This window comes from Halomonas rhizosphaerae (assembly GCF_030010555.1).
Taxonomy (GTDB): domain Bacteria; phylum Pseudomonadota; class Gammaproteobacteria; order Pseudomonadales; family Halomonadaceae; genus Halomonas; species Halomonas rhizosphaerae.
Genome location: NZ_JASCQP010000011.1, coordinates 119,535 through 138,032, shown reverse-complemented (window position 1 = coordinate 138,032; position 18,498 = coordinate 119,535). Strand labels below are relative to the sequence as shown.

The 18,498-nt window shown below is 67.3% G+C and carries 12 protein-coding genes; 2 read left to right on the top strand and 10 right to left on the bottom strand.

What is annotated here, in order from left to right:
- Positions 1-73: 73 nt before the first annotated feature.
- Positions 74-2,662 (top strand): DNA mismatch repair protein MutS, encoded by a 2,589-nt coding sequence (gene mutS, locus QLQ83_RS03755; protein WP_282734221.1) that lies wholly within the window; start codon positions 74-76, stop codon positions 2,660-2,662.
- Between the two features lie 163 nt (positions 2,663-2,825).
- A complete protein-coding gene (fdxA, locus tag QLQ83_RS03750) occupies positions 2,826-3,149 on the top strand; it encodes a ferredoxin FdxA (RefSeq protein ID WP_133635702.1) in 324 nt (107 codons plus the stop codon).
- A 496-nt stretch (positions 3,150-3,645) separates the two neighbouring features.
- Here the strand turns inward: fdxA and eno are convergent, their stop codons facing one another.
- From eno to pilQ, 10 genes are all read right to left on the bottom strand, one after another.
- Positions 3,646-4,938 carry a phosphopyruvate hydratase gene (gene eno, locus QLQ83_RS03745; RefSeq protein WP_282734220.1) on the bottom strand — a complete coding sequence of 431 codons (1,293 nt, stop codon included), beginning with the start codon at positions 4,936-4,938 and terminating at the stop codon, positions 3,646-3,648.
- 34 nt (positions 4,939-4,972) lie between these two features.
- Entirely contained in the window at positions 4,973-5,830 is an 858-nt protein-coding gene (kdsA, locus tag QLQ83_RS03740; protein ID WP_282734268.1) for a 3-deoxy-8-phosphooctulonate synthase, read from the bottom strand.
- Positions 5,831-5,844: 14 nt separating this feature from the next.
- A complete protein-coding gene (locus QLQ83_RS03735; protein WP_282734219.1) occupies positions 5,845-7,500 on the bottom strand; it encodes a CTP synthase in 1,656 nt (551 codons plus the stop codon).
- Between the two features lie 216 nt (positions 7,501-7,716).
- Entirely contained in the window at positions 7,717-8,271 is a 555-nt protein-coding gene (locus QLQ83_RS03730; RefSeq protein ID WP_282734218.1) for a cupin domain-containing protein, read from the bottom strand.
- A 112-nt stretch (positions 8,272-8,383) separates the two neighbouring features.
- Entirely contained in the window at positions 8,384-9,805 is a 1,422-nt protein-coding gene (locus QLQ83_RS03725; RefSeq protein WP_282734217.1) for an FAD-dependent oxidoreductase, read from the bottom strand.
- A gap of 50 nt (positions 9,806-9,855) precedes the next feature.
- Positions 9,856-14,304: a glutamate synthase large subunit gene (gene gltB / locus QLQ83_RS03720; RefSeq protein ID WP_282734216.1), complete on the bottom strand. Its 4,449-nt coding sequence runs from the start codon at positions 14,302-14,304 to the stop codon at positions 9,856-9,858.
- 68 nt (positions 14,305-14,372) lie between these two features.
- Positions 14,373-14,546, bottom strand: a complete 174-nt coding sequence (locus tag QLQ83_RS03715; protein ID WP_282734215.1) for a hypothetical protein — start codon at positions 14,544-14,546, stop codon at positions 14,373-14,375.
- Between the two features lie 185 nt (positions 14,547-14,731).
- On the bottom strand, positions 14,732-15,838 hold the full coding sequence (gene aroB / locus QLQ83_RS03710; RefSeq protein ID WP_282734214.1) for a 3-dehydroquinate synthase: 1,107 nt from the start codon (positions 15,836-15,838) through the stop codon (positions 14,732-14,734).
- 4 nt (positions 15,839-15,842) lie between these two features.
- Positions 15,843-16,385, bottom strand: coding sequence for a shikimate kinase AroK (gene aroK / locus QLQ83_RS03705; protein ID WP_282734213.1), 543 nt, complete (start codon positions 16,383-16,385; stop codon positions 15,843-15,845).
- Positions 16,385-18,451: a type IV pilus secretin PilQ gene (gene pilQ / locus QLQ83_RS03700; RefSeq protein ID WP_282734212.1), complete on the bottom strand. Its 2,067-nt coding sequence runs from the start codon at positions 18,449-18,451 to the stop codon at positions 16,385-16,387. Before pilQ ends, aroK begins: the two co-directional genes overlap by 1 nt.
- Between the last annotated feature and the right edge of the window lie 47 nt (positions 18,452-18,498).

Genomic DNA, 18,498 nt, shown 5'->3' with positions numbered 1-18,498 from the left:
ATAACGGCTTTGCCAGCGACATGCATGGCGCATTCGACGCCAGCCATCCGTCATCCGTCAGAGCAGGAACCCGATGTCACAGGCCAGTGCCCAGCATACCCCCATGATGAGCCAGTACCTGAAGATCAAGCGCGAGCACCCCGACGTGCTGCTCTTCTATCGCATGGGCGACTTCTACGAGCTGTTCTTCGACGACGCCCGGCGTGCCGCCGCCCTGCTCGACATCACCCTGACCCAGCGCGGCCAGTCCGCCGGCAAGCCGATTCCCATGGCCGGGGTGCCCTACCACAGCGCCGAAGGGTACCTGGCCCGCCTGGTCACTGCCGGCGAGTCGGTGGCGATCTGCGAGCAGATCGGCGACCCGGCCACCAGCAAGGGCCCGGTGGAGCGCCGCGTGGTGCGCATCGTCACCCCCGGCACCCTCTACGACGAGGCGCTGCTGGATGCCCGCCGCGACAACCTGCTGGTCGCCGTGGCCCCGCTCGGCGAGCGCTGGGGGCTGGCCTGGCTGGAGCTCTCCAGCGGTCGCTTCAACGTGCTGGAGGTCGAGGGCGAGGGCGAGATGCTCGCCGAACTCCAGCGCCTCGACCCCGCCGAGCTGCTGGTCGCCGAGAGCCTGGCCCTGCCGGCCGCCCTGGAGGGGCGTCGCGGCCTGCGTCGCCAGAGCGACTGGCTGTTCGACCGCGAGAGCGCGACCCGCACCCTGTGCGACCAGTTTCAGGTCCAGGACCTGCGCGGCTTCGGCTGCGCCCATCTGGAGGCCGCCATCACCGCCGCTGGCGTGCTGGTCGACTATGCCCGGGACACCCAGCGCACGGCCCTGCCCCATGTCACCGCCATCGGCGTGGAGAACCGCGACGATGCCGTGGTGATCGATGCCGCCAGCCGTCGCAACCTGGAGATCGACGTCAACCTCGGCGGAAGCGCCGACAACACCCTGGCCAGCGTGCTCGACACCACCGCTACCGCCATGGGCTCGCGGCTGCTCAAGCGCTGGCTCAATCGCCCGCTGCGCGACCGTGCCCAGGTCGGTGGCCGCCAGGCGGCGGTGGCGCTGCTGCTCGACGACGAGGGTTTCGTGGCACTGCGCGAGTCGCTCAAGGCGATCGGCGACGTGGAACGCATCCTAGCCCGAGTGGCCCTCTACAGCGCGCGCCCCCGCGACCTGGCCCGCCTGCGCGACGCCCTGGTCGCTCTGCCCGACCTCCAGGCCGAGCTCGAGGCCTACGGCGAGGGCAGCACGCTCGACGAGCTCCGCCACCATATCCATCCCTTCCCGTCGCTGGCCGACACCCTGACCCGCGCCCTGGTGGAGAACCCGCCGGTGGTGATCCGTGACGGCGGGGTGATCGCCGAGGGCTTCGACGCCGAACTCGACGAGCACCGCGGGCTCGCCGAGCATGCCGGCGACTACCTGATTCGCCTGGAGACCCGGGAGCGCGAGCGGACCGGGCTGCCCGGCCTCAAGGTGGGCTACAACCGGGTCCACGGCTACTACATCGAGATCCCCCGCGCCCAGGCCCGGGATGCCCCCGTCGACTATGTCCGCCGCCAGACCCTGAAGAATGCCGAGCGCTTCATCATCCCCGAGCTCAAGGAGTTCGAGGACAAGGCCCTCTCGGCAAAGTCCCGCGCCCTGGCCCGCGAGAAGCTGCTCTACGATGGCCTGCTCGACACCCTGAACGCCGAGCTCGCCGCGCTGCAGGGGACCGGCCGGGCGCTGGCGGCACTGGACGTGCTGTGCGCCTTCGCCGAGCGCGCCCGGGCCCTGGACTTCGTGCGTCCGGCGCTGCCCGAGACACCGGGCATCGACATCCGCGGCGGCCGCCACCCGGTGGTCGAACAGGTCACCGAGGCCCCCTTCGTGCCCAACGACCTGGTGCTGGACGATGCGCGCCGCATGCTGGTCATCACCGGCCCCAACATGGGCGGCAAGTCCACCTACATGCGCCAGGCCGCGCTGATCACCCTGCTCGCCCACACCGGCAGCTTCGTGCCGGCGGATGCGGCCGCCATCGGACCGGTGGACCGCATCTTCACCCGCATCGGCTCCTCGGACGACCTGGCCGGCGGGCGCTCCACCTTCATGGTGGAGATGACCGAGACCGCCAGCATCCTGCACAATGCCACCGACGAAAGCCTGGTGCTGATGGACGAGATCGGCCGCGGCACCAGCACCTTCGATGGCCTCTCGCTGGCCTGGGCCAGCGCCGAGCACCTGACTCGCACCCGTGCCTTCACGCTGTTCGCCACCCACTACTTCGAGATGACGGCGCTGGCCGAGCAGGCCGAGGGGGTGGCCAACGTGCACCTGACGGCCGCGGAGCATCGCGACGGGATCGTCTTCATGCACCGGGTGGAGGACGGCCCGGCCAGCCAGAGCTACGGCCTGCAGGTGGCCCAGCTGGCCGGCGTTCCCCAGGGCGTGATCGCCCGCGCCAGACAGAAGCTCGCCACCCTGGAGCAGCAGGAGATCGACCAGGGCAGCCGGCTGCCGTCCGTCACGGCGGGCGACGGGGAGCGGTCGGCCGCGCCCCGCCAGGCCGACCTCTTCGCCAGCACGCCCCACCCGCTGGTCGAGCAACTGGGCGGCCTGGACCCCGACGCACTGTCGCCCCGCCAGGCCCTGGAGCTGCTCTACCGCTGGAAGGAGGCCCTGTGAATGGCCGACAATGGCGCCGAGCTTGGCTTGCGAGGCCACCCCCGCGACGACTAGAATGGCTCGATCAAATCCTGGAAATTATAAGAATTTTCTTTCTTATAACGAATATTGAATCATCGACTACCGGCCGCGCCCTGCCACGGCCAGAGAATGGGAGACTGGCATGACATTCGTCGTCACCGAGAACTGCATCAAGTGCAAGTACACCGACTGTGTCGAGGTCTGCCCGGTGGACTGCTTCTACGAAGGCCCCAACTTCCTGGTGATCCACCCCGACGAGTGCATCGACTGCGCCCTGTGCGAGCCGGAGTGCCCCGCCGAAGCGATCTTCTCGGAGGATGAGCTCCCTGATGGCCAGGAGGCGTTCATCGAGATCAACGCCGAGCTGGCCGAGGTCTGGCCGAATATCAGCGAGAAGAAGGATCCGCCGGAGGATGCCGAGGAGTGGGACGGCAAGCCGGGCAAGCTGGAACTGCTCGAGCGCTGAACCGCCGCCACGGCCGGACACGACGACGCCGGATGTCACATGACATCCGGCGTCGACGTTTCTGCCCTGAGCGAAGAAGGAGAACACTCGGCAAAAAGGCGGCCCGCAGGCCGCCCGCTCCCAGCCGATCCTCGGGCGGCTCCCTCCGCCCGACTCCCGTGATGCCTTCCCTGCCCGGGAGCGGCCTCCTGCCGCACCGAGCGCATCACTTGACGCATCCCGTTGCATCCTGCCGGAAGAGCATCCCCGCTCTCCCACATCCCGAGTGCAGTGTGGCATAGCCGCATTGCAGCACAACCCCGCCCGTAACGCGTCCGCCAGGGACATCCCGGCCCGCCCTGTCAGCGCTGTCTGGGAAAAACCCTTGTAAATCAATGAAATGAAAATACCCGACCCCGTGAAGGGTCGGGCCTTTCCGACGCAGGGATGGCGGATCTCTTCGCTACCCTGTAGGCGATCTCCTACAGGAGGTCACGCAGAAGGCAACGCTGTTCGCTTATTGCCCCTTGATCGCGGTGCGCCCCGGGTACGCCACCTGGCCGTCCAGCTCCTGCTCGATCACCAGCAGCCGGTTGTACTTGGCGACGCGGTCCGAGCGGCTCAGCGAGCCGGTCTTGATCTGCCCGGCGCTGGTGCCCACGGCGAGATCCGCGATGGTGGTGTCCTCGGTCTCGCCGGAGCGATGGGAGATCACCGCGGTAAAGCCGGCATCCTGGGCCATGCGGATCGCCTCCAGGGTCTCGGAGAGCGAGCCGATCTGGTTGAACTTGATCAGGATGGAATTGCCGATCTGCTCGTCGATGCCGCGCTTCAGGATGCGGGTATTGGTGACGAAGAGGTCATCGCCCACCAGCTGGACCTTGTCACCCAGCCGATCGGTCAGCGCCTTCCAGCCGTCCCAGTCGGACTCGTCCATGCCATCCTCGATGGAGACGATCGGGAACTGCTCGCAGAGCTCGGCCAGGTAGTCGACGAAGCCGGCGGCGTCGAAGCTCTTGCCTTCACCGGAGAGGTCGTACTTGCCGTCCCGGTAGAACTCGGACGAGGCGCAGTCCAGCGCCAGGGTCACGTCGTCGCCCAGACGGTAGCCGGCGTCGGCCACGGCCTGCTGGATCACCGCCAGGGCCTCGGCATTGGAGTCGAGGTTCGGCGCGAAGCCGCCCTCGTCGCCCACCGAGGTGGCAAGCCCCCGGGCGCTGAGCACCTTCTTCAGGGCATGGAAGATCTCGGCGCCCATGCGCAGGCCCTCGCGGAAGCTCGGGGCGCCCACCGGCTGGATCATGAACTCCTGGATGTCGACGTTGTTGTCGGCATGCTCGCCGCCGTTGAGGATGTTCATCATCGGCACCGGCATCAGGTACTTTCCGGGCTGGCCGTAGAGCTCGGCGATATGGGCGTAGAGCGGCATGCCCTTGGCGTTGGCCGCGGCCTTGGCCGCCGCCAGCGACACCGCCAGGATGGCATTGGCGCCAAGCGATGCCTTGTTGTCGGTGCCGTCCAGCACCAGCATGGCGTCGTCCAGCCCGCGCTGGTCACGGGCATCCATGCCCACCAGGCGCTCTCGGATGGTCGTGTTGACGGCCTCGACGGCCTTCAGTACGCCCTTGCCTAGGTAGCGGCTCTTGTCGCCGTCACGCAGCTCCAGGGCCTCGCGGGAGCCGGTGGAGGCCCCGCTGGGCGCACAGGCCACGCCCACGGCGCCGCTTTCCAGGCGTACTTCGGCCTGCACGGTGGGGTTGCCGCGTGAATCGAGCACCTCGAGGGCACGGAGTTCGACGATCTTGGTCATCTTGTGGGTCCTTGTCGTGTCAGCGTGGGGGAAATCAGGAAATCTCGAGCGGGGCAAATCCCTTCACCAGCTCATCGACGGCCTTCAGCTGGGCCAGGAAGGGCTCGAGGTGATCCAGCGGCAGGGCACAGGGGCCGTCGCACTTGGCGTTGTCGGGGTCGGGGTGGGCCTCCAGGAAGAGGCCGGCCAGGCCGACCGCCACCCCGGCTCGGGCCAGCTCGGCCACCTGCTGCCGCCGCCCGCCGGCGCTATCGGCCCGGCCGCCCGGGCGCTGCAGGGAGTGGGTGACATCGAAGAAGACGGGATATCCGGTCTGCTTCATGTCACCGAAGCCAAGCATGTCGACGACCAGGTTGTTATAGCCGAAGCTGGCGCCGCGCTCGCACAGCAGCAGCCTGTCGTTGCCGGCCTCCTCGCACTTGCGAATGATGTGGCGCACCTCATGGGGCGCCAGGAACTGCGGCTTCTTGATATTGATCACCGCCCCGGTCGCGGCCATGGCCACCACCAGGTCGGTCTGGCGCGCCAGGAAGGCCGGCAGCTGGATGATGTCGGCGACCTCGGCCGCGGGCTCGGCCTGCCAGGGTTCGTGGACGTCGGTGATGATCGGCACTCCGAAGCGCGCCTTCACCTCGGCCAGGATCGCAAGCCCCTTCTCCAGGCCGGGGCCGCGGAAGGAGTGGATGGAGCTGCGGTTGGCCTTGTCGAAGCTCGCCTTGAAGACGAAGGGCATGCCGAGGCGGCTCGTCACCGCCACATAGGTCTCGGCGACCTCCAGGGCCAGTTCGCGGGACTCCAGCACGTTCATGCCGCCCAGCAGCATCAGCGGCAACGAATTGCCGGCCTGCAGGCCGGCGAATTCAATATGGCGTTCGGGGTCGGACTCGCTCATCTCAGACATGGGCCTCACTCCTGGTGGGAGGACTGGGCACGGATGCGTGCCGCCTTGTGCTCCAGCGCCGCATTGACGAAGCCGGTGAACAGCGGATGGCCGTCACGCGGCGTGGAGGTGAACTCCGGGTGGAACTGGCAGGCAACGTACCAGGGGTGATCCGGCAGCTCGACCATCTCCACCAGGGAGTTGTCGACGCTCTTGCCGGAGACCACCAGGCCGGCCTCCTCCAGGTCGTCGATGAACTGGTTGTTCACCTCGAAGCGATGGCGATGGCGCTCGACGATCTCGTCGCTGCCATAGGCCTTGCGCGCCCGGCTGCCGGCCTTGAGCTGGCAGACCTGGCCGCCCAGGCGCATGGTGCCGCCTAGGTCCGAGGCTTCATCGCGCAGCTCGACCTTGCCCTCGGGGCTGAGCCATTCGGTGATCAGACCGACCACCGGATGCATGGTGTCGTGGGTAAACTCGGTGGAATTGGCATCCTCCCAGCCGGCTACATGGCGGGCGAACTCGATCACCGCCACCTGCATGCCGAGGCAGATGCCGAGATAGGGAATGCCGCTCTCGCGGGCAAAGCGGGCGGTGGCGATCTTGCCTTCCACGCCGCGCTCGCCGAAGCCGCCGGGCACCAGGATGGCATCCTTGCCGGCCAGGCGCTCGGTGCCATGGCGCTCGATGTCCTCGGAGTCGATATAGTCGACGTTGACCTTCACCCGGGTCTGGATACCGGCATGGATCAGCGCTTCGTTGAGCGACTTGTAGGCGTCGAGCAGTTCCATGTACTTGCCGACCATGGCGATGTTGATCGACTTCAGCGGATTGAGCTTGGCATCGAGCACGTGCACCCACTCGCCGAGGTCGGCCTCGTGCGCTTCGAGTCGCAGCTTGTCGCAGACGATATCGTCGAGACCCTGCTCGTGGAGCATCAGCGGAATACGATAGATGGTGTCGGCGTCCTGCAGCGGAATGACGGCACGCTCTTCCACGTTGGTGAACAGGGCGATCTTGCGCCGCTCGCTCTCCTCGAGCTCCACCTCGCTGCGGCAGATCAGGATGTCCGGCTGGATACCGATGGAGCGCAGCTCCTTGACGCTGTGCTGGGTCGGCTTGGTCTTGGTCTCTCCCGCCGTCTTGATATAGGGCACTAACGTCAGGTGCATGAAGATCGCGCGGCTCGCGCCCAGCTCGCTTCTGATCTGGCGGATCGACTCCAGGAAGGGCAGCGACTCGATGTCGCCCACGGTGCCGCCGATCTCCACCAGCGCCACGTCGAAGCCCTCACCGCCGGCATAGACGCGGCGCTTGATCTCGTCGGTGATATGCGGGATCACCTGCACGGTGCCGCCCAGGTAGTCGCCGCGGCGCTCCTTGCGCAGCACGTTCTCGTAGACGCGCCCGGTGGTGAAGTTGTTGGCCTGGGTCATCTTCGTGCGGATGAAGCGCTCGTAGTGACCGAGGTCCAGGTCGGTCTCGGCGCCATCCTCGGTGACGAACACCTCGCCGTGCTGGAAGGGGCTCATGGTGCCCGGATCCACGTTGATGTAGGGATCGAGCTTGAGCATGGTGACCTTGAGGCCGCGCGCCTCGAGAATCGCCGCCAGCGAGGCCGACGCGATGCCCTTGCCGAGTGAGGACACAACGCCGCCGGTCACGAAGATATATCGTGTCATGAAGAACCTGTCGAAACGTGATCGGTAGGCACGGCAGGAAGCCGCGCCAGGATGGGACGACAGACTAGCAGAATGCGACCAAAGGCTCAATTTCAGCGCCGAGCAGCATGGTGAATCCGCTGGAGACAATCATCAATCAGCGCCCACGCGATGGGCGGCGCCGGAACGCCCTCGCCTCATGCCGCTGACGGCGATAGCCCTACCGGAGGGGTGCCATCATGGCCACCAGTGCCTCATCTCGCCACCCAGCGGGTCGCGCTCGGGGCGTGACACCTTGGTGATGCGTGACACCGCCGCATCATGCTCGGCGGGGTCGGCACGGATCAGGTCGAGCTCGCGCTGATCCTCGGGATAGGCGGCGAGCAGCAGGAAATCATCGCTCGCCTGGAGGTGGCAATGCCCGGTGCCCGCCGGCAGCACCAGCGCATCGCCGGCACGGATGTCGACGTCCTCTCCCTGCTCACCGCCCAGTCGCAACCGGCCCCACCCCGACAGCACGCCGAAGGCCTCGTGGGCGATGGAATGATAGTGGTGATAGGGATAGACGCCGCCGCGCCAGCTCGGCCGCCAGCCACTGGTGGCAAAGACCCGCTCGAAGCCGTGGGCCACGGCCTCCCGGTCGAGCCGCGAATCGAGCCCCCGCGAGCGAAACAGCAGCGTCGCCAACAGTGTATTGGGGATGCTCCCATCATCGGCGAACGTCATCCGTTCAGGCGCGAGCGGCCCGCTTTCCGCCGCTGCAAGCCCCAGGGTGGCCAGCGTCGTCTCCATGAACGCCTCCTGAGCAATGGCTATGGGAAGAGTCTAGATGAAGCGTCCCGCCGCAATGCAGACGCCCCGACGTTGGCCGGGGCGCTGAGTGGGCGTGAGGAACGGCTCGCCGTTACACGCCGAGGTAATCGAGGATGCCCTCACCGGCCTGGCGTCCCTCGTAGATGGCGGTGACCACCAGGTCGGAGCCGCGCACCATGTCGCCGCCGGCGAAGATCTTCTCGTTGGTGGTCTGGAAGGCATGGGCGCCCCCTTCCTCGGGCGCCTTGACCCGGCCGCGCTCGTCGAGCTCGATGCCCACCGTCTCGAACCAGGGCGCCGGGCTCGGCTGGAAGCCGAAGGCCACCACCACCGCGTCGGCGGGGATGATCTCCTCGGAGCCGGGTACCACTTCCGGGCGCTGCCGGCCGTTCTCGTCGGGCTCGCCCAGCCGGGTGCGCACCACCTTGACACCCTCGACCTTGCCCTCGCCGACCACCGCCACCGGCTGGCGGTTGAAGAGGAACTCCACCCCCTCCTCGCGGGCGTTGGCCACCTCGCGCTTGGAGCCGGGCATGTTCTCCTCGTCACGGCGATAGGCACAGGTCACGCTGGTAGCACCCTGGCGGATGGCCGTGCGGTTGCAGTCCATGGCGGTATCGCCGCCGCCCAGCACCACCACGCGCTGGCCCTTCAGCGAGGTGAACTCCCGGGGATCCTTCTCGAAGCCCAGGCAGTGGTTGACGTTGGCGATCAGGTAGTCGAGGGCCTTGTGCACGCCGGGCAGGTCCTCGCCGGGGAAACCGCCCTCCATGTACGTGTAGGTACCCATGCCCAGGAAGACGGCATCGTACTCCTCGAGCAGGCGGTCGAACTCGACGTCCTTGCCCACCTCGACGCCGAGGCAGAACTCCATGCCCATCTCCTCGAAGACCGCCCGACGGCGCTCCATCACCGTCTTGTCGAGCTTGAACTCGGGAATGCCGAAGGTCAGCAGCCCGCCGATTTCCGGATACTTGTCGAACACTACCGGCTTGACGCCGTTGCGGACCAGGATATCGGCGCAGCCCAGTCCCGCGGGGCCGGCACCGATCACCGCCACCTTGCGGCCGGTCGGGGTGACGCGGGAGAGGTCCGGGCGCCAGCCCATGGCGAAGGCCGTATCGGTGATGTACTTCTCCACCGAGCCGATGGTCACCGCGCCGAAGCCGTCGTTGAGGGTGCAGTCGCCCTCGCAGAGCCGATCCTGGGGGCAGACCCGCCCGCACACCTCGGGCAAGGAGTTGGTCTTGTGGCACAGCTCCACGGCCTCGAGGATGTTGCCCTCGCTGACCAGCTGCAGCCAGTTGGGGATGTAGTTGTGCACCGGACACTTCCACTCGCAGTAGGGATTGCCGCAGTGCAGGCAGCGATGCGCCTGGCTGGCCGCCTCCTGGGGCTTGTAGGGTTCGTAGATCTCGGCGAACTCCCTGGCCCGGGTGCGCGCATCCTTCTTCTGCGGGTCCTGCCGACCCACGTCGATGAACTGGAAATCGTTGCTCAAGCGGTTAGCCATGGTCTCTTCTCCTGGTCTCTGCGTGGCGATATCGTCGTCTCGACAGTCACTTATTCCGGTCGACGCCGGGATTCAGCCAGCAGACTGCCCAGGCTCGCGGCCTTGGGCTTCACCAGCCAGAAGTGACGGACGAAGTCGCTGAAGTCCTCGAGGATCGCGCGGCCGCGCGCGGAGCCGGTCTCGGCCACGTACTCCTCGATGATCTCCCGCAGATGACGCCGATAGGCCTCCATGGCCTCGGTGTTCACCCGGTGGATCTCCACCAGTTCATGATTGTACTTGTCGACGAAGGTGCGGTCCTCGTCGAGCACATAGGCGAAGCCGCCGGTCATGCCCGCGCCGAAGTTGACGCCCACCTCGCCGAGCACGCAGACCATGCCGCCGGTCATGTACTCACAGCAGTGGTCGCCGGCGCCCTCGATGACCGAATGGGCACCGGAGTTACGCACCCCGAAGCGCTCACCGGCGGTACCCGCGGCGAACAGCTTGCCGCCGGTGGCGCCGTACAGGCAGGTATTGCCGACGATGGCGGTGCGGTGGCTCTCGAAGGCGCTCCCGGCGGGCGGCACGATCACCACCTTGCCGCCGTTCATGCCCTTGCCGACATAGTCGTTGGCATCGCCCTCCAGGTAGAGGTTGAGGCCGCAGGCGTTCCAGACACCGAAGCTCTGGCCGGCCACGCCGGTGAAGCGAGCGGTGACCGGCGCGTCCTCGAGCCCCGCCTCGCCGTAGCGCTTGGCGATGGCCCCGGAGGTCAGCGCCCCGACGCTGCGGTCGCAGTTGGTGATGGCGAAATCGAACTCACCGCCGGACTTCGCCTCGATGGCATCCGCGAGGGCCTCGAGCACCTCCTGGTTCTTGGCGCCCGGGTCATGGGGGACGTTGCGGCTGACGGCACAGAACTGCGGCGCGTCTTGCGGCACGAAGTCGTTGCCCAGCAGTCCCGTCAGGTCGAGCTTGCGCTGGGAGGCGGTGACGCCCTCCAGCACCTCCAGCAGGTCGGTGCGGCCGATCAGGTCGGTCAACTGACGCACCCCCAGCAGGGCCATCAGCTCGCGCACCTCCTCGGCGATGAAGCGGAAGTAGTGCTTGACCATGTCCACGGTGCCGCGGAAGTGCTCGTCGCGCAGGTACTGCATCTGGGTGGCCACGCCGGTGGCGCAGTTGTTGAGGTGGCAGATGCGCAGGTACTTGCAGCCCAGCGCCACCATCGGCGCGGTGCCGAAGCCGAAGCTCTCGGCGCCGAGGATCGCCGCCTTGACCACGTCGAGGCCGGTCTTCAGGCCGCCATCGGTCTGCAGGCGGATCTTGTCGCGCAGGCCGTTGATGCGCAGCGCCTGGTGCACCTCGGGCAGGCCCAGTTCCCAGGGGCTGCCGGCATGCTTGATCGAGGTCAGCGGGCTCGCCGCGGTGCCGCCATCGTAGCCGGAGACGGTGATCAGGTCGGCGTAGGCCTTGGCCACGCCGGTGGCGATGGTGCCGATGCCGGGCTCGGAGACCAGCTTCACCGAGACCTGGGCATCGGGATTGACCTGTTTGAGGTCGAAGATCAGCTGCGCCAGGTCCTCGATGGAGTAGATGTCGTGGTGCGGCGGCGGCGAGATCAGGGTCACGCCGGGCACCGAGTAGCGCAGCCGGGCGATCAGCTCGTTGACCTTGCCACCGGGCAGCTGCCCGCCCTCGCCGGGCTTGGCGCCCTGGGCCACCTTGATCTGCAGCACCTCGGCGTTGACCAGGTAGGCCGGGGTCACGCCAAAGCGCCCGGAGGCGATCTGTTTGATCTTGGAGGAGCGGATGGTGCCGTAGCGGGCCGGATCCTCGCCCCCCTCGCCGGAGTTGGAGCGCCCGCCGGCCTCGTTCATGGCCTGGGCCAGGGCCTCGTGGGCCTCCGGCGACAGCGCGCCCAGACTCATCCCGGCGCTGTCGAAGCGCGGCAGCAGGTCCTCGACCGCCTCGACCTCCTCCATCGGCAGCGGTTCGGCGGCGGGCCGGAGCTTCAAGAGGTCACGCAGGGTGGCCGGCGAGCGCTCGTTGACCAGCCGGGCAAACTTCTTCCACTTGGCGTAGTCGCCCTCCTGGACGGCCTCCTGCAGCGCCATGACCACATCGGGGTTGTAGGCGTGGTACTCGTGGCCATGGACGTACTTCATCAGTCCGCCCTGGGAGACCCCCTTGCGTGGCGTCCAGGCCTCGCGCCCCAGCAGCTCCTGCTGCAGCTGCAGCTCGCTGAAGCCGGTGCCCTCGATGCGCGAGGCCATGCCGGTGAAGCACAGGTCGACCACCTCAGAGGAGAGGCCCACCGCCTCGAAGAGCTGGGAGCCACGGTAGGAGGCGAGCGTCGAGATGCCCATCTTGGAGAGGATCTTGAACAGCCCCTTCTGCAGACCCTTGCGGTAGTTTTCCCGGGCATCGGCGGGGTTGCCGACCAGCTCGCCAGTGTGGTGCATGTCGGCCATCACCTGGTAGGCCAGCCAGGGAAAGACCGCCGTGGCCCCCACCCCGAACAGCACCGCCATCTGATGGGCATCGCGGGCATAGCCGGTCTCCACCACGATGTTACAACGCGGGCGCAGGGCCAGGCGGCCCAAATGATGGTGAACCGCGCCCACGGCCAGCGCCGCATGGATGGGTACCAGCCCCTTCCCCAGCTCGGCGTCAGAGAGCACTAGGATCACCTTGCCGTCGTTGACCGCCTGCTCGGCCTGGCGGCAGAGCTCATGGATCGCGCCCTTGAGGCCGATCTCCTGGGGATCGTAGCCAAGCGACAGGGTATGGCTGGCGAAGGCCGGGTCGTCCTGGTTCACCAGGGCGGCGTACTTGCGCGGCGAGAGGATCGGCGTGGTCAGGATGATGCGATGGGCGTGCGCCGGGGTCGCCTTGAAGACATTGAGCTCTGCGCCGATGCAGGTCTCCAGCGACATCACGATCGCCTCGCGCAGCGGGTCGATGGCCGGGTTGGTGACCTGGGCGAACTTCTGGCGGAAGTAGTCGGTGAGCAGCCGCTGCTTGCCGGAGAGCACCGCCATGGGGGTGTCGTCGCCCATGGAGCCCACCGCTTCCTGGCCGCTCTCGGCCAGCGGCCGCAGCACCTGATCGCGCTCCTCGAAGCTGACCTGGAACATCTTCTGCTGGGTAAGCAGGGCCTCGGGATCCATATTCTGGAAGCTGGCGAGCTCGGTCAGCGCCGACTCCAGGTACTGGGCCTCCTCTTTCAGCCAGCGCTTGTAGGGATAGGCGGACTTGAGGCGCTCGTCGATGTCCGAGGTATGCAGCACCTCACCGGTCTCGGTATCCACGGCCAGTATCTGGCCCGGGCCGACGCGGCCCTTGGCCACCACGTCCTCGGGCTTGTAGCCGTAGGTGCCGATCTCCGAGGCCAGGGTGATGTAGCCATTGCGAGTGATCACCCAGCGGGCCGGGCGCAGCCCGTTGCGGTCGAGCATGCAGACGGCCTGGCGACCATCGGTCATCACCACCCCGGCGGGGCCATCCCAGGGCTCCATGTGCATGGAGTTGTACTCGTAGAAGGCGCGCAGGTCGCCGTCCATCAGTTCCACGTTCTGCCAGGCCGGCGGCACCATCATGCGTACCGCACGATGCAGTTCCATGCCCCCGGTGAGCAGCACCTCGAGCATGTTGTCCATGCTCGAGGAGTCCGAGCCGGAGGTGTTGACGATCTCGTCGAGCCCGGCGATCTCGGGCAACCGCTCGTTGACGAAGTTCTCCTTGCGCGAGTTGGCCCAGCCGCGGTTGGCCTCCACGGTATTGATCTCGCCGTTGTGGGCCAGCAGGCGGAACGGCTGGGCCAGCGGCCAGCGTGGCGCGGTGTTGGTCGAGAATCGCTGATGGAAGACACAGATCGCCGTCTCCAGGCGCTCGTCACCCAGGTCGGGATAGAAGGCCGGCAGGTCCACCGGCATCATCAGCCCCTTGTAGGAGACCACCTCGCGGGAGAGCGAGCAGACATAGAAGTCCTCGTCGTCACGCAGCTTCTCCTCGGCGCGGCGGCGGGCCATGAACAGGTCCACATCGAAGTGGCCTGCCTCGCCATCGCCCGGCTCGACGAACAACTGGCGGATCCGCGGCAGGCAGTCGAGGGCCATGGGCCCGCAGACGCTGGCATCCACCGGCACGTCGCGCCAGCCGGCAACCCGCAGGCCACGCGCCTCGAGTTCGGCGACCAGGGTCTCGCGGCCGCGGGCCTCGCGGGCGTCGTCGTCGGGCAGGAAGACCACGCCCACGGCGTAGTGTTCGCCCAACTCGACATCGAGAGATGCCTTGGCGACGTCGCGCATGAAGGCATCGGGCATCTGCAGCAGCAGCCCACAGCCATCGCCGGTCTTGCCATCGGCCGCAATGCCGCCACGGTGGGTCATGCAGGTCAGGGACTCGATGGCGGTCTTGAGCAGGTCGTGACTGGCCTGGCCTTCCATATGGGCGATCAGGCCGAACCCGCAGTTGTCACGGAACTCGCCGGGCTGATGAAGACCTCTGTTCATGGGCGTGCCTCGGGTTGAAGGGTTTTTTTGGCAGTCATCACATGATATAATTATCAGTTTTTCTTTTATCATGCGGCGCCCGAAACGGCTGCACGACTGCTCGACAAAAGGCCGACCAGCATAGCCAGAGGCACCCCCACCGCGCAATATTTCGCCCCGGGAACGCCATGAAAAACCATCGACAAATCCACCACTTGCACCGCAAGTAAATCAAAAAAACCCATTAACTCAATGGCTTGCAAGGCCCAACGACGCTCCTTCAACGCGCTGGAAAGCACATTAGACTTTGGTCTATATGCTTGCCATTTCCCCATGCCGATCCGGCATATGCCATGCAGATACTTGTGCCCGAAAGTCGCCGCTCCCCCCTGACACGACGACGCCCGCACAGGGCGGGCGTCGGCGGACACGCAGGTGCAGGCGGGCGTCAGCGGCGCGGGAACGCCTCGAGCAGGGCGGCCAGAGTCTCGGGCGGGGTCGCGTCATGGATGCAGGCCTCGCCCAGCGTGCGCAGCAGGATCAGGCGCAGGCGGCTGTCGAGGTTCTTCTTGTCGAGGCGCATGATGGCGAGGAAGTCCTCCACCGACATCTCGGCCGGGGCGGCCAACGGCAGCGCCGCGGCCTCGATGATCGCCCGGGTGCGCGCCACCTCCTCGTCGCTCAGCCAGCCCAGCCGGCAGGAGAGCTCGGCGGCCATCAGCATGCCGGTGCCCACGGCCTCGCCATGCAGCCAGTTGCCGTAGCCCTGGTGGGCCTCGATGGCGTGGCCGAAGGTATGGCCCAGGTTGAGCAGTGCCCTCACCCCCTGCTCGGTCTCGTCCTCGGCGACGATCTGCGACTTGAGGGTACAGCTGCGCTCGATGGCCCGGGTCAGGGCGGCGGGATCGAGGCCGCGCAGCGCGTCCATCTCGGTTTCCAGCCAGGCCAGGAAGTCGGCATCGCGGATCAGCCCGTACTTGATCACCTCGGCGAGCCCCGCGGAGAGCTCCCGCGGCGGTAGCGTCACCAGGGTATCGGTATCGACCAGCACCACCCGCGGCTGCCAGAAGGCGCCGATCATGTTCTTGCCCCGCGGATGGTTGACCCCCGTCTTGCCGCCCACCGAGGAGTCGACCTGGGCGAGCAGCGTGGTCGGCACCTGCACGAAGGCCACGCCGCGCTGGTAGCAGGCCGCGGCGAAGCCGACCATGTCGCCGATCACCCCGCCGCCCAGGGCGATGAGGGTGCAGCGACGATTGAACCCGGCCGCCAGCAGGGCATCCCAGATCCGCTCGACGCTGGCGAGTGTCTTGGTGGCCTCGCCGTCGGGCAGGACCAGCTCGCGGACCTCGAGGTCGGCGGCGAGCCCCTGACGGAGACGCGACAGATAGAGGGGTGCCACCGTCTCGTTGGTGACCACCATGACCTGGCGTCCGGCCAGGTGCGGCGCAAGCCACCGGGGATCGCCGAGCAGCCCAGGGCCGATATGGATGGGATAGCTGCGGCTGCCCAGCGCCACCTCGAGGGTGCACGGGGCATTGCGGGAATCGCTCATGGCGTCAGGCCTTGCATTGCAGGGGATCGACCAGGCGCGTGACGCGCCGCACGATCTCGTTGACCACGGCGCGGGGGCCGCGCCGGTCGGTGCGCACCACCACATCGGCAGTGGCGCGGTAGAGGGGGTCACGCAGCGCGAACATGTCGCGCAGCAGCTGCTCACGGTCGCCGCGCTGCAGCAGCGGCCGGTTGCGGTCCTTGGCGGTGCGCCTGAGTTGCTGCTCCACGGTGGTGAGCAGATAGATGACGGTACCGCTCTCGCGCAGCACCCGGCGGTTTTCCTCGCGCAGCACGGCACCGCCACCGGTGGCGATGACCACGCCTTCGCGACGGGTCAGCTCGCGGATCATCTGGGTCTCGCGGTCACGGAAGCCCGCCTCGCCCTCGACATCGAAGATCCACGGGATGTCGGCGCCGCAGCGCGCCTGGATCTCGTGGTCGCTGTCGTAGAACTCGCGTGACAGTTCGGCCGCCAGAAGGCGGCCGATGGTGCTCTTGCCGGCCCCCATGGGGCCGATCAGTATCAGGTTGGGAAGTGCCTGCATCAGCGAATGGCCAGGTTGTCGTCCAGTATTCGGGGCGTGATGAATACCAGCAACTCTACCTTATCATTGGTGTTCTCGGTATAGCGGAAGAGGTTGCCCAGCACCGGCAGATCCCCCAGGAAGGGCGTCTTGAACAGGCTGCGCACCTCTTCGGTGGTGAGGATCCCGCCCAGCACCACGGTCTCGCCGTTGTCCACCAGCACCTGGGTGGTGATCTCGTTGGTGTCGATGGAGGGCACGCCGTTGAAGAGCTCCCCCACCGTATCGTTGTTGATCACCAGGTCCATGATGATGCGGTTGTCCGGGGTGATCTGCGGCGTCACCTCCAGTGACAGCACGGCCTCCTCGAACTCGACGTTGGTGGCGCCGCTGGAGGTCCCCTCCTGATAGGGAATCTGGGTACCCTGCTTGATCACTGCCATGCGCTGGTTGGCGGTGATGACCCGCGGCTGGGAGATGGTCTGGCTCTTGCCCTCGCTCTCCAGGGCGCGCAGTTCCAGGTCGAGCAGGATATCGCCGGAGAGATAGCCGAAGCTGAAGGCGGTGTTCGCCACGTCGGAGCTGCCCATATCCACCGCCAGGCCACCGTTGGGCGCATTGCCGGTAGCCGCCCCATCCACGTCAAAACGGCTATCACCGATGCGGTCGGGAGAGGAAAGCCCCCAGTTCACCCCCAGCTCGCGTGTGGCGCTGTCGCGGGCGATGACGATACGCGCCTCGATCTGCACCTGGCGCACCGCGATATCCAGGCGCTCCAGGGTTTGGATAATGCTGTCGATCTGGTCGGCGGTATCCTGGACCAGCAGGGTATTGGTGCGCGAGTCGACGGCCACCCGCCCGCGCTCGGTCAGCAAGCCGAAGCCGCTCTCGCCGCGCAGCAGATTGGCCATGTCCTCGGCCTTGGCATACTTCACCTGGATGTATTCGGTCTCCAGCGGGGCCAGGGTCTCGAGCTGCTCGCGGGATTCCAGCTCCTGGCGCTCCAGGTTGGCCAGCTCGTTGGCCGGGGCCACCACGATGACGTTGCCCTGCTGGCGGCTGGCCAGGCCATGGCTCTTGAGCACCAGGTCCAGGGCCTGGTCCCAGGGCACGTCCTGCAGGTTGAGGGTAACGCGACCGGTCACGCTGTCGCTGGCCACCAGGTTGAGGCCGGTGAAGTCGGCGATGATCGCCAGCACCGAGCGCACCTCGATGTCCTGGAAGTTCAGGGTGATGCGCTCGCCGGTATAGGGGAACTGCTCGCGGACGCGCTCCTCGCGCTCCGCCTGGGTGACCGGCTGGGCCTCGATGGTCAGCCGGCGGCCGCTCTGGGTGGAGACCATGGCGAAGCCGCCCTCGCCCTCGATGTCCAGGGTGACGCCATCACGCCCCACCCGCGGGGTGACGCGCCGCAGCGGCGTGCCGAAGTCGCTGACGTCATAGACCTGGTCCAGGGAGGACGGCAGCTCGACCCCGCGCAGCTCGGCGACGATGCGGTTGCGGCCACTCTCGCGCACCCGGGCATCCACCCCGCTGCGGTCGAAGGTCACGACCAGTCGCCCGGCCCCGTCATCGCCGCGACGGAAGTCGATGTCCTGGATGCTCGGCTCGCCGGACGCCGAGGAGGTATCCCGGCTCGGGCTCGCCGAGACGGCGGCGGTCGAGGATGCCGGGGTCGAGGCGGTCGTGGCCGCCGGCGACTGGCCGGCCCCGCCGCCGATGGAGAGTCGCAGGCGGTCGCCCTGCTGACGGGTGTCGTAGGGCAGGGGCCCCTCGAGCTCGAAGACCAGCCGCGTGCGCGAACCGGCCTCCAGGGCCGTGACCCGCTCGACCCCGCCGATGCCGAGCTCCTCGCGGCGGCGCTCCAGGGCGCTGTCGGTTTCCATCAGGTCGATGGTCAGCCGCGCCGGGTCGTCGAGGCGATAGCCGCGCACCTCGGGCACCGGACCCCGGAAGTCGAGATCCACTTCCAGTGCCCCGTCACTGCCCTGGCGGAACTCCAGGTCGGTGAGGGTGGAGGCCGCCATGGCGGCCGTGGAGACCGCCAGCAGTGCCACGATTGCGAGACCACGAATCATCGGTTGCATTGTTCCCTTCCCCCTGCTGGCCTCTGCCGCCTCCAGCCCGGCGGCAT

Coding starts and splice junctions, on each gene's coding strand:
- mutS (WP_282734221.1), top strand. CDS start 74: ATGTCACAGGCCAGTGCCCAGCATACCCCCATGATGAGCCAGTACCTG.
- fdxA (WP_133635702.1), top strand. CDS start 2,826: ATGACATTCGTCGTCACCGAGAACTGCATCAAGTGCAAGTACACCGAC.
- eno (WP_282734220.1), bottom strand. CDS start 4,938: ATGACCAAGATCGTCGAACTCCGTGCCCTCGAGGTGCTCGATTCACGC.
- kdsA (WP_282734268.1), bottom strand. CDS start 5,830: ATGAGCGAGTCCGACCCCGAACGCCATATTGAATTCGCCGGCCTGCAG.
- QLQ83_RS03735 (WP_282734219.1), bottom strand. CDS start 7,500: ATGACACGATATATCTTCGTGACCGGCGGCGTTGTGTCCTCACTCGGC.
- QLQ83_RS03730 (WP_282734218.1), bottom strand. CDS start 8,271: ATGGAGACGACGCTGGCCACCCTGGGGCTTGCAGCGGCGGAAAGCGGG.
- QLQ83_RS03725 (WP_282734217.1), bottom strand. CDS start 9,805: ATGGCTAACCGCTTGAGCAACGATTTCCAGTTCATCGACGTGGGTCGG.
- gltB (WP_282734216.1), bottom strand. CDS start 14,304: ATGAACAGAGGTCTTCATCAGCCCGGCGAGTTCCGTGACAACTGCGGG.
- aroB (WP_282734214.1), bottom strand. CDS start 15,838: ATGAGCGATTCCCGCAATGCCCCGTGCACCCTCGAGGTGGCGCTGGGC.
- aroK (WP_282734213.1), bottom strand. CDS start 16,385: ATGCAGGCACTTCCCAACCTGATACTGATCGGCCCCATGGGGGCCGGC.
- pilQ (WP_282734212.1), bottom strand. CDS start 18,451: ATGCAACCGATGATTCGTGGTCTCGCAATCGTGGCACTGCTGGCGGTC.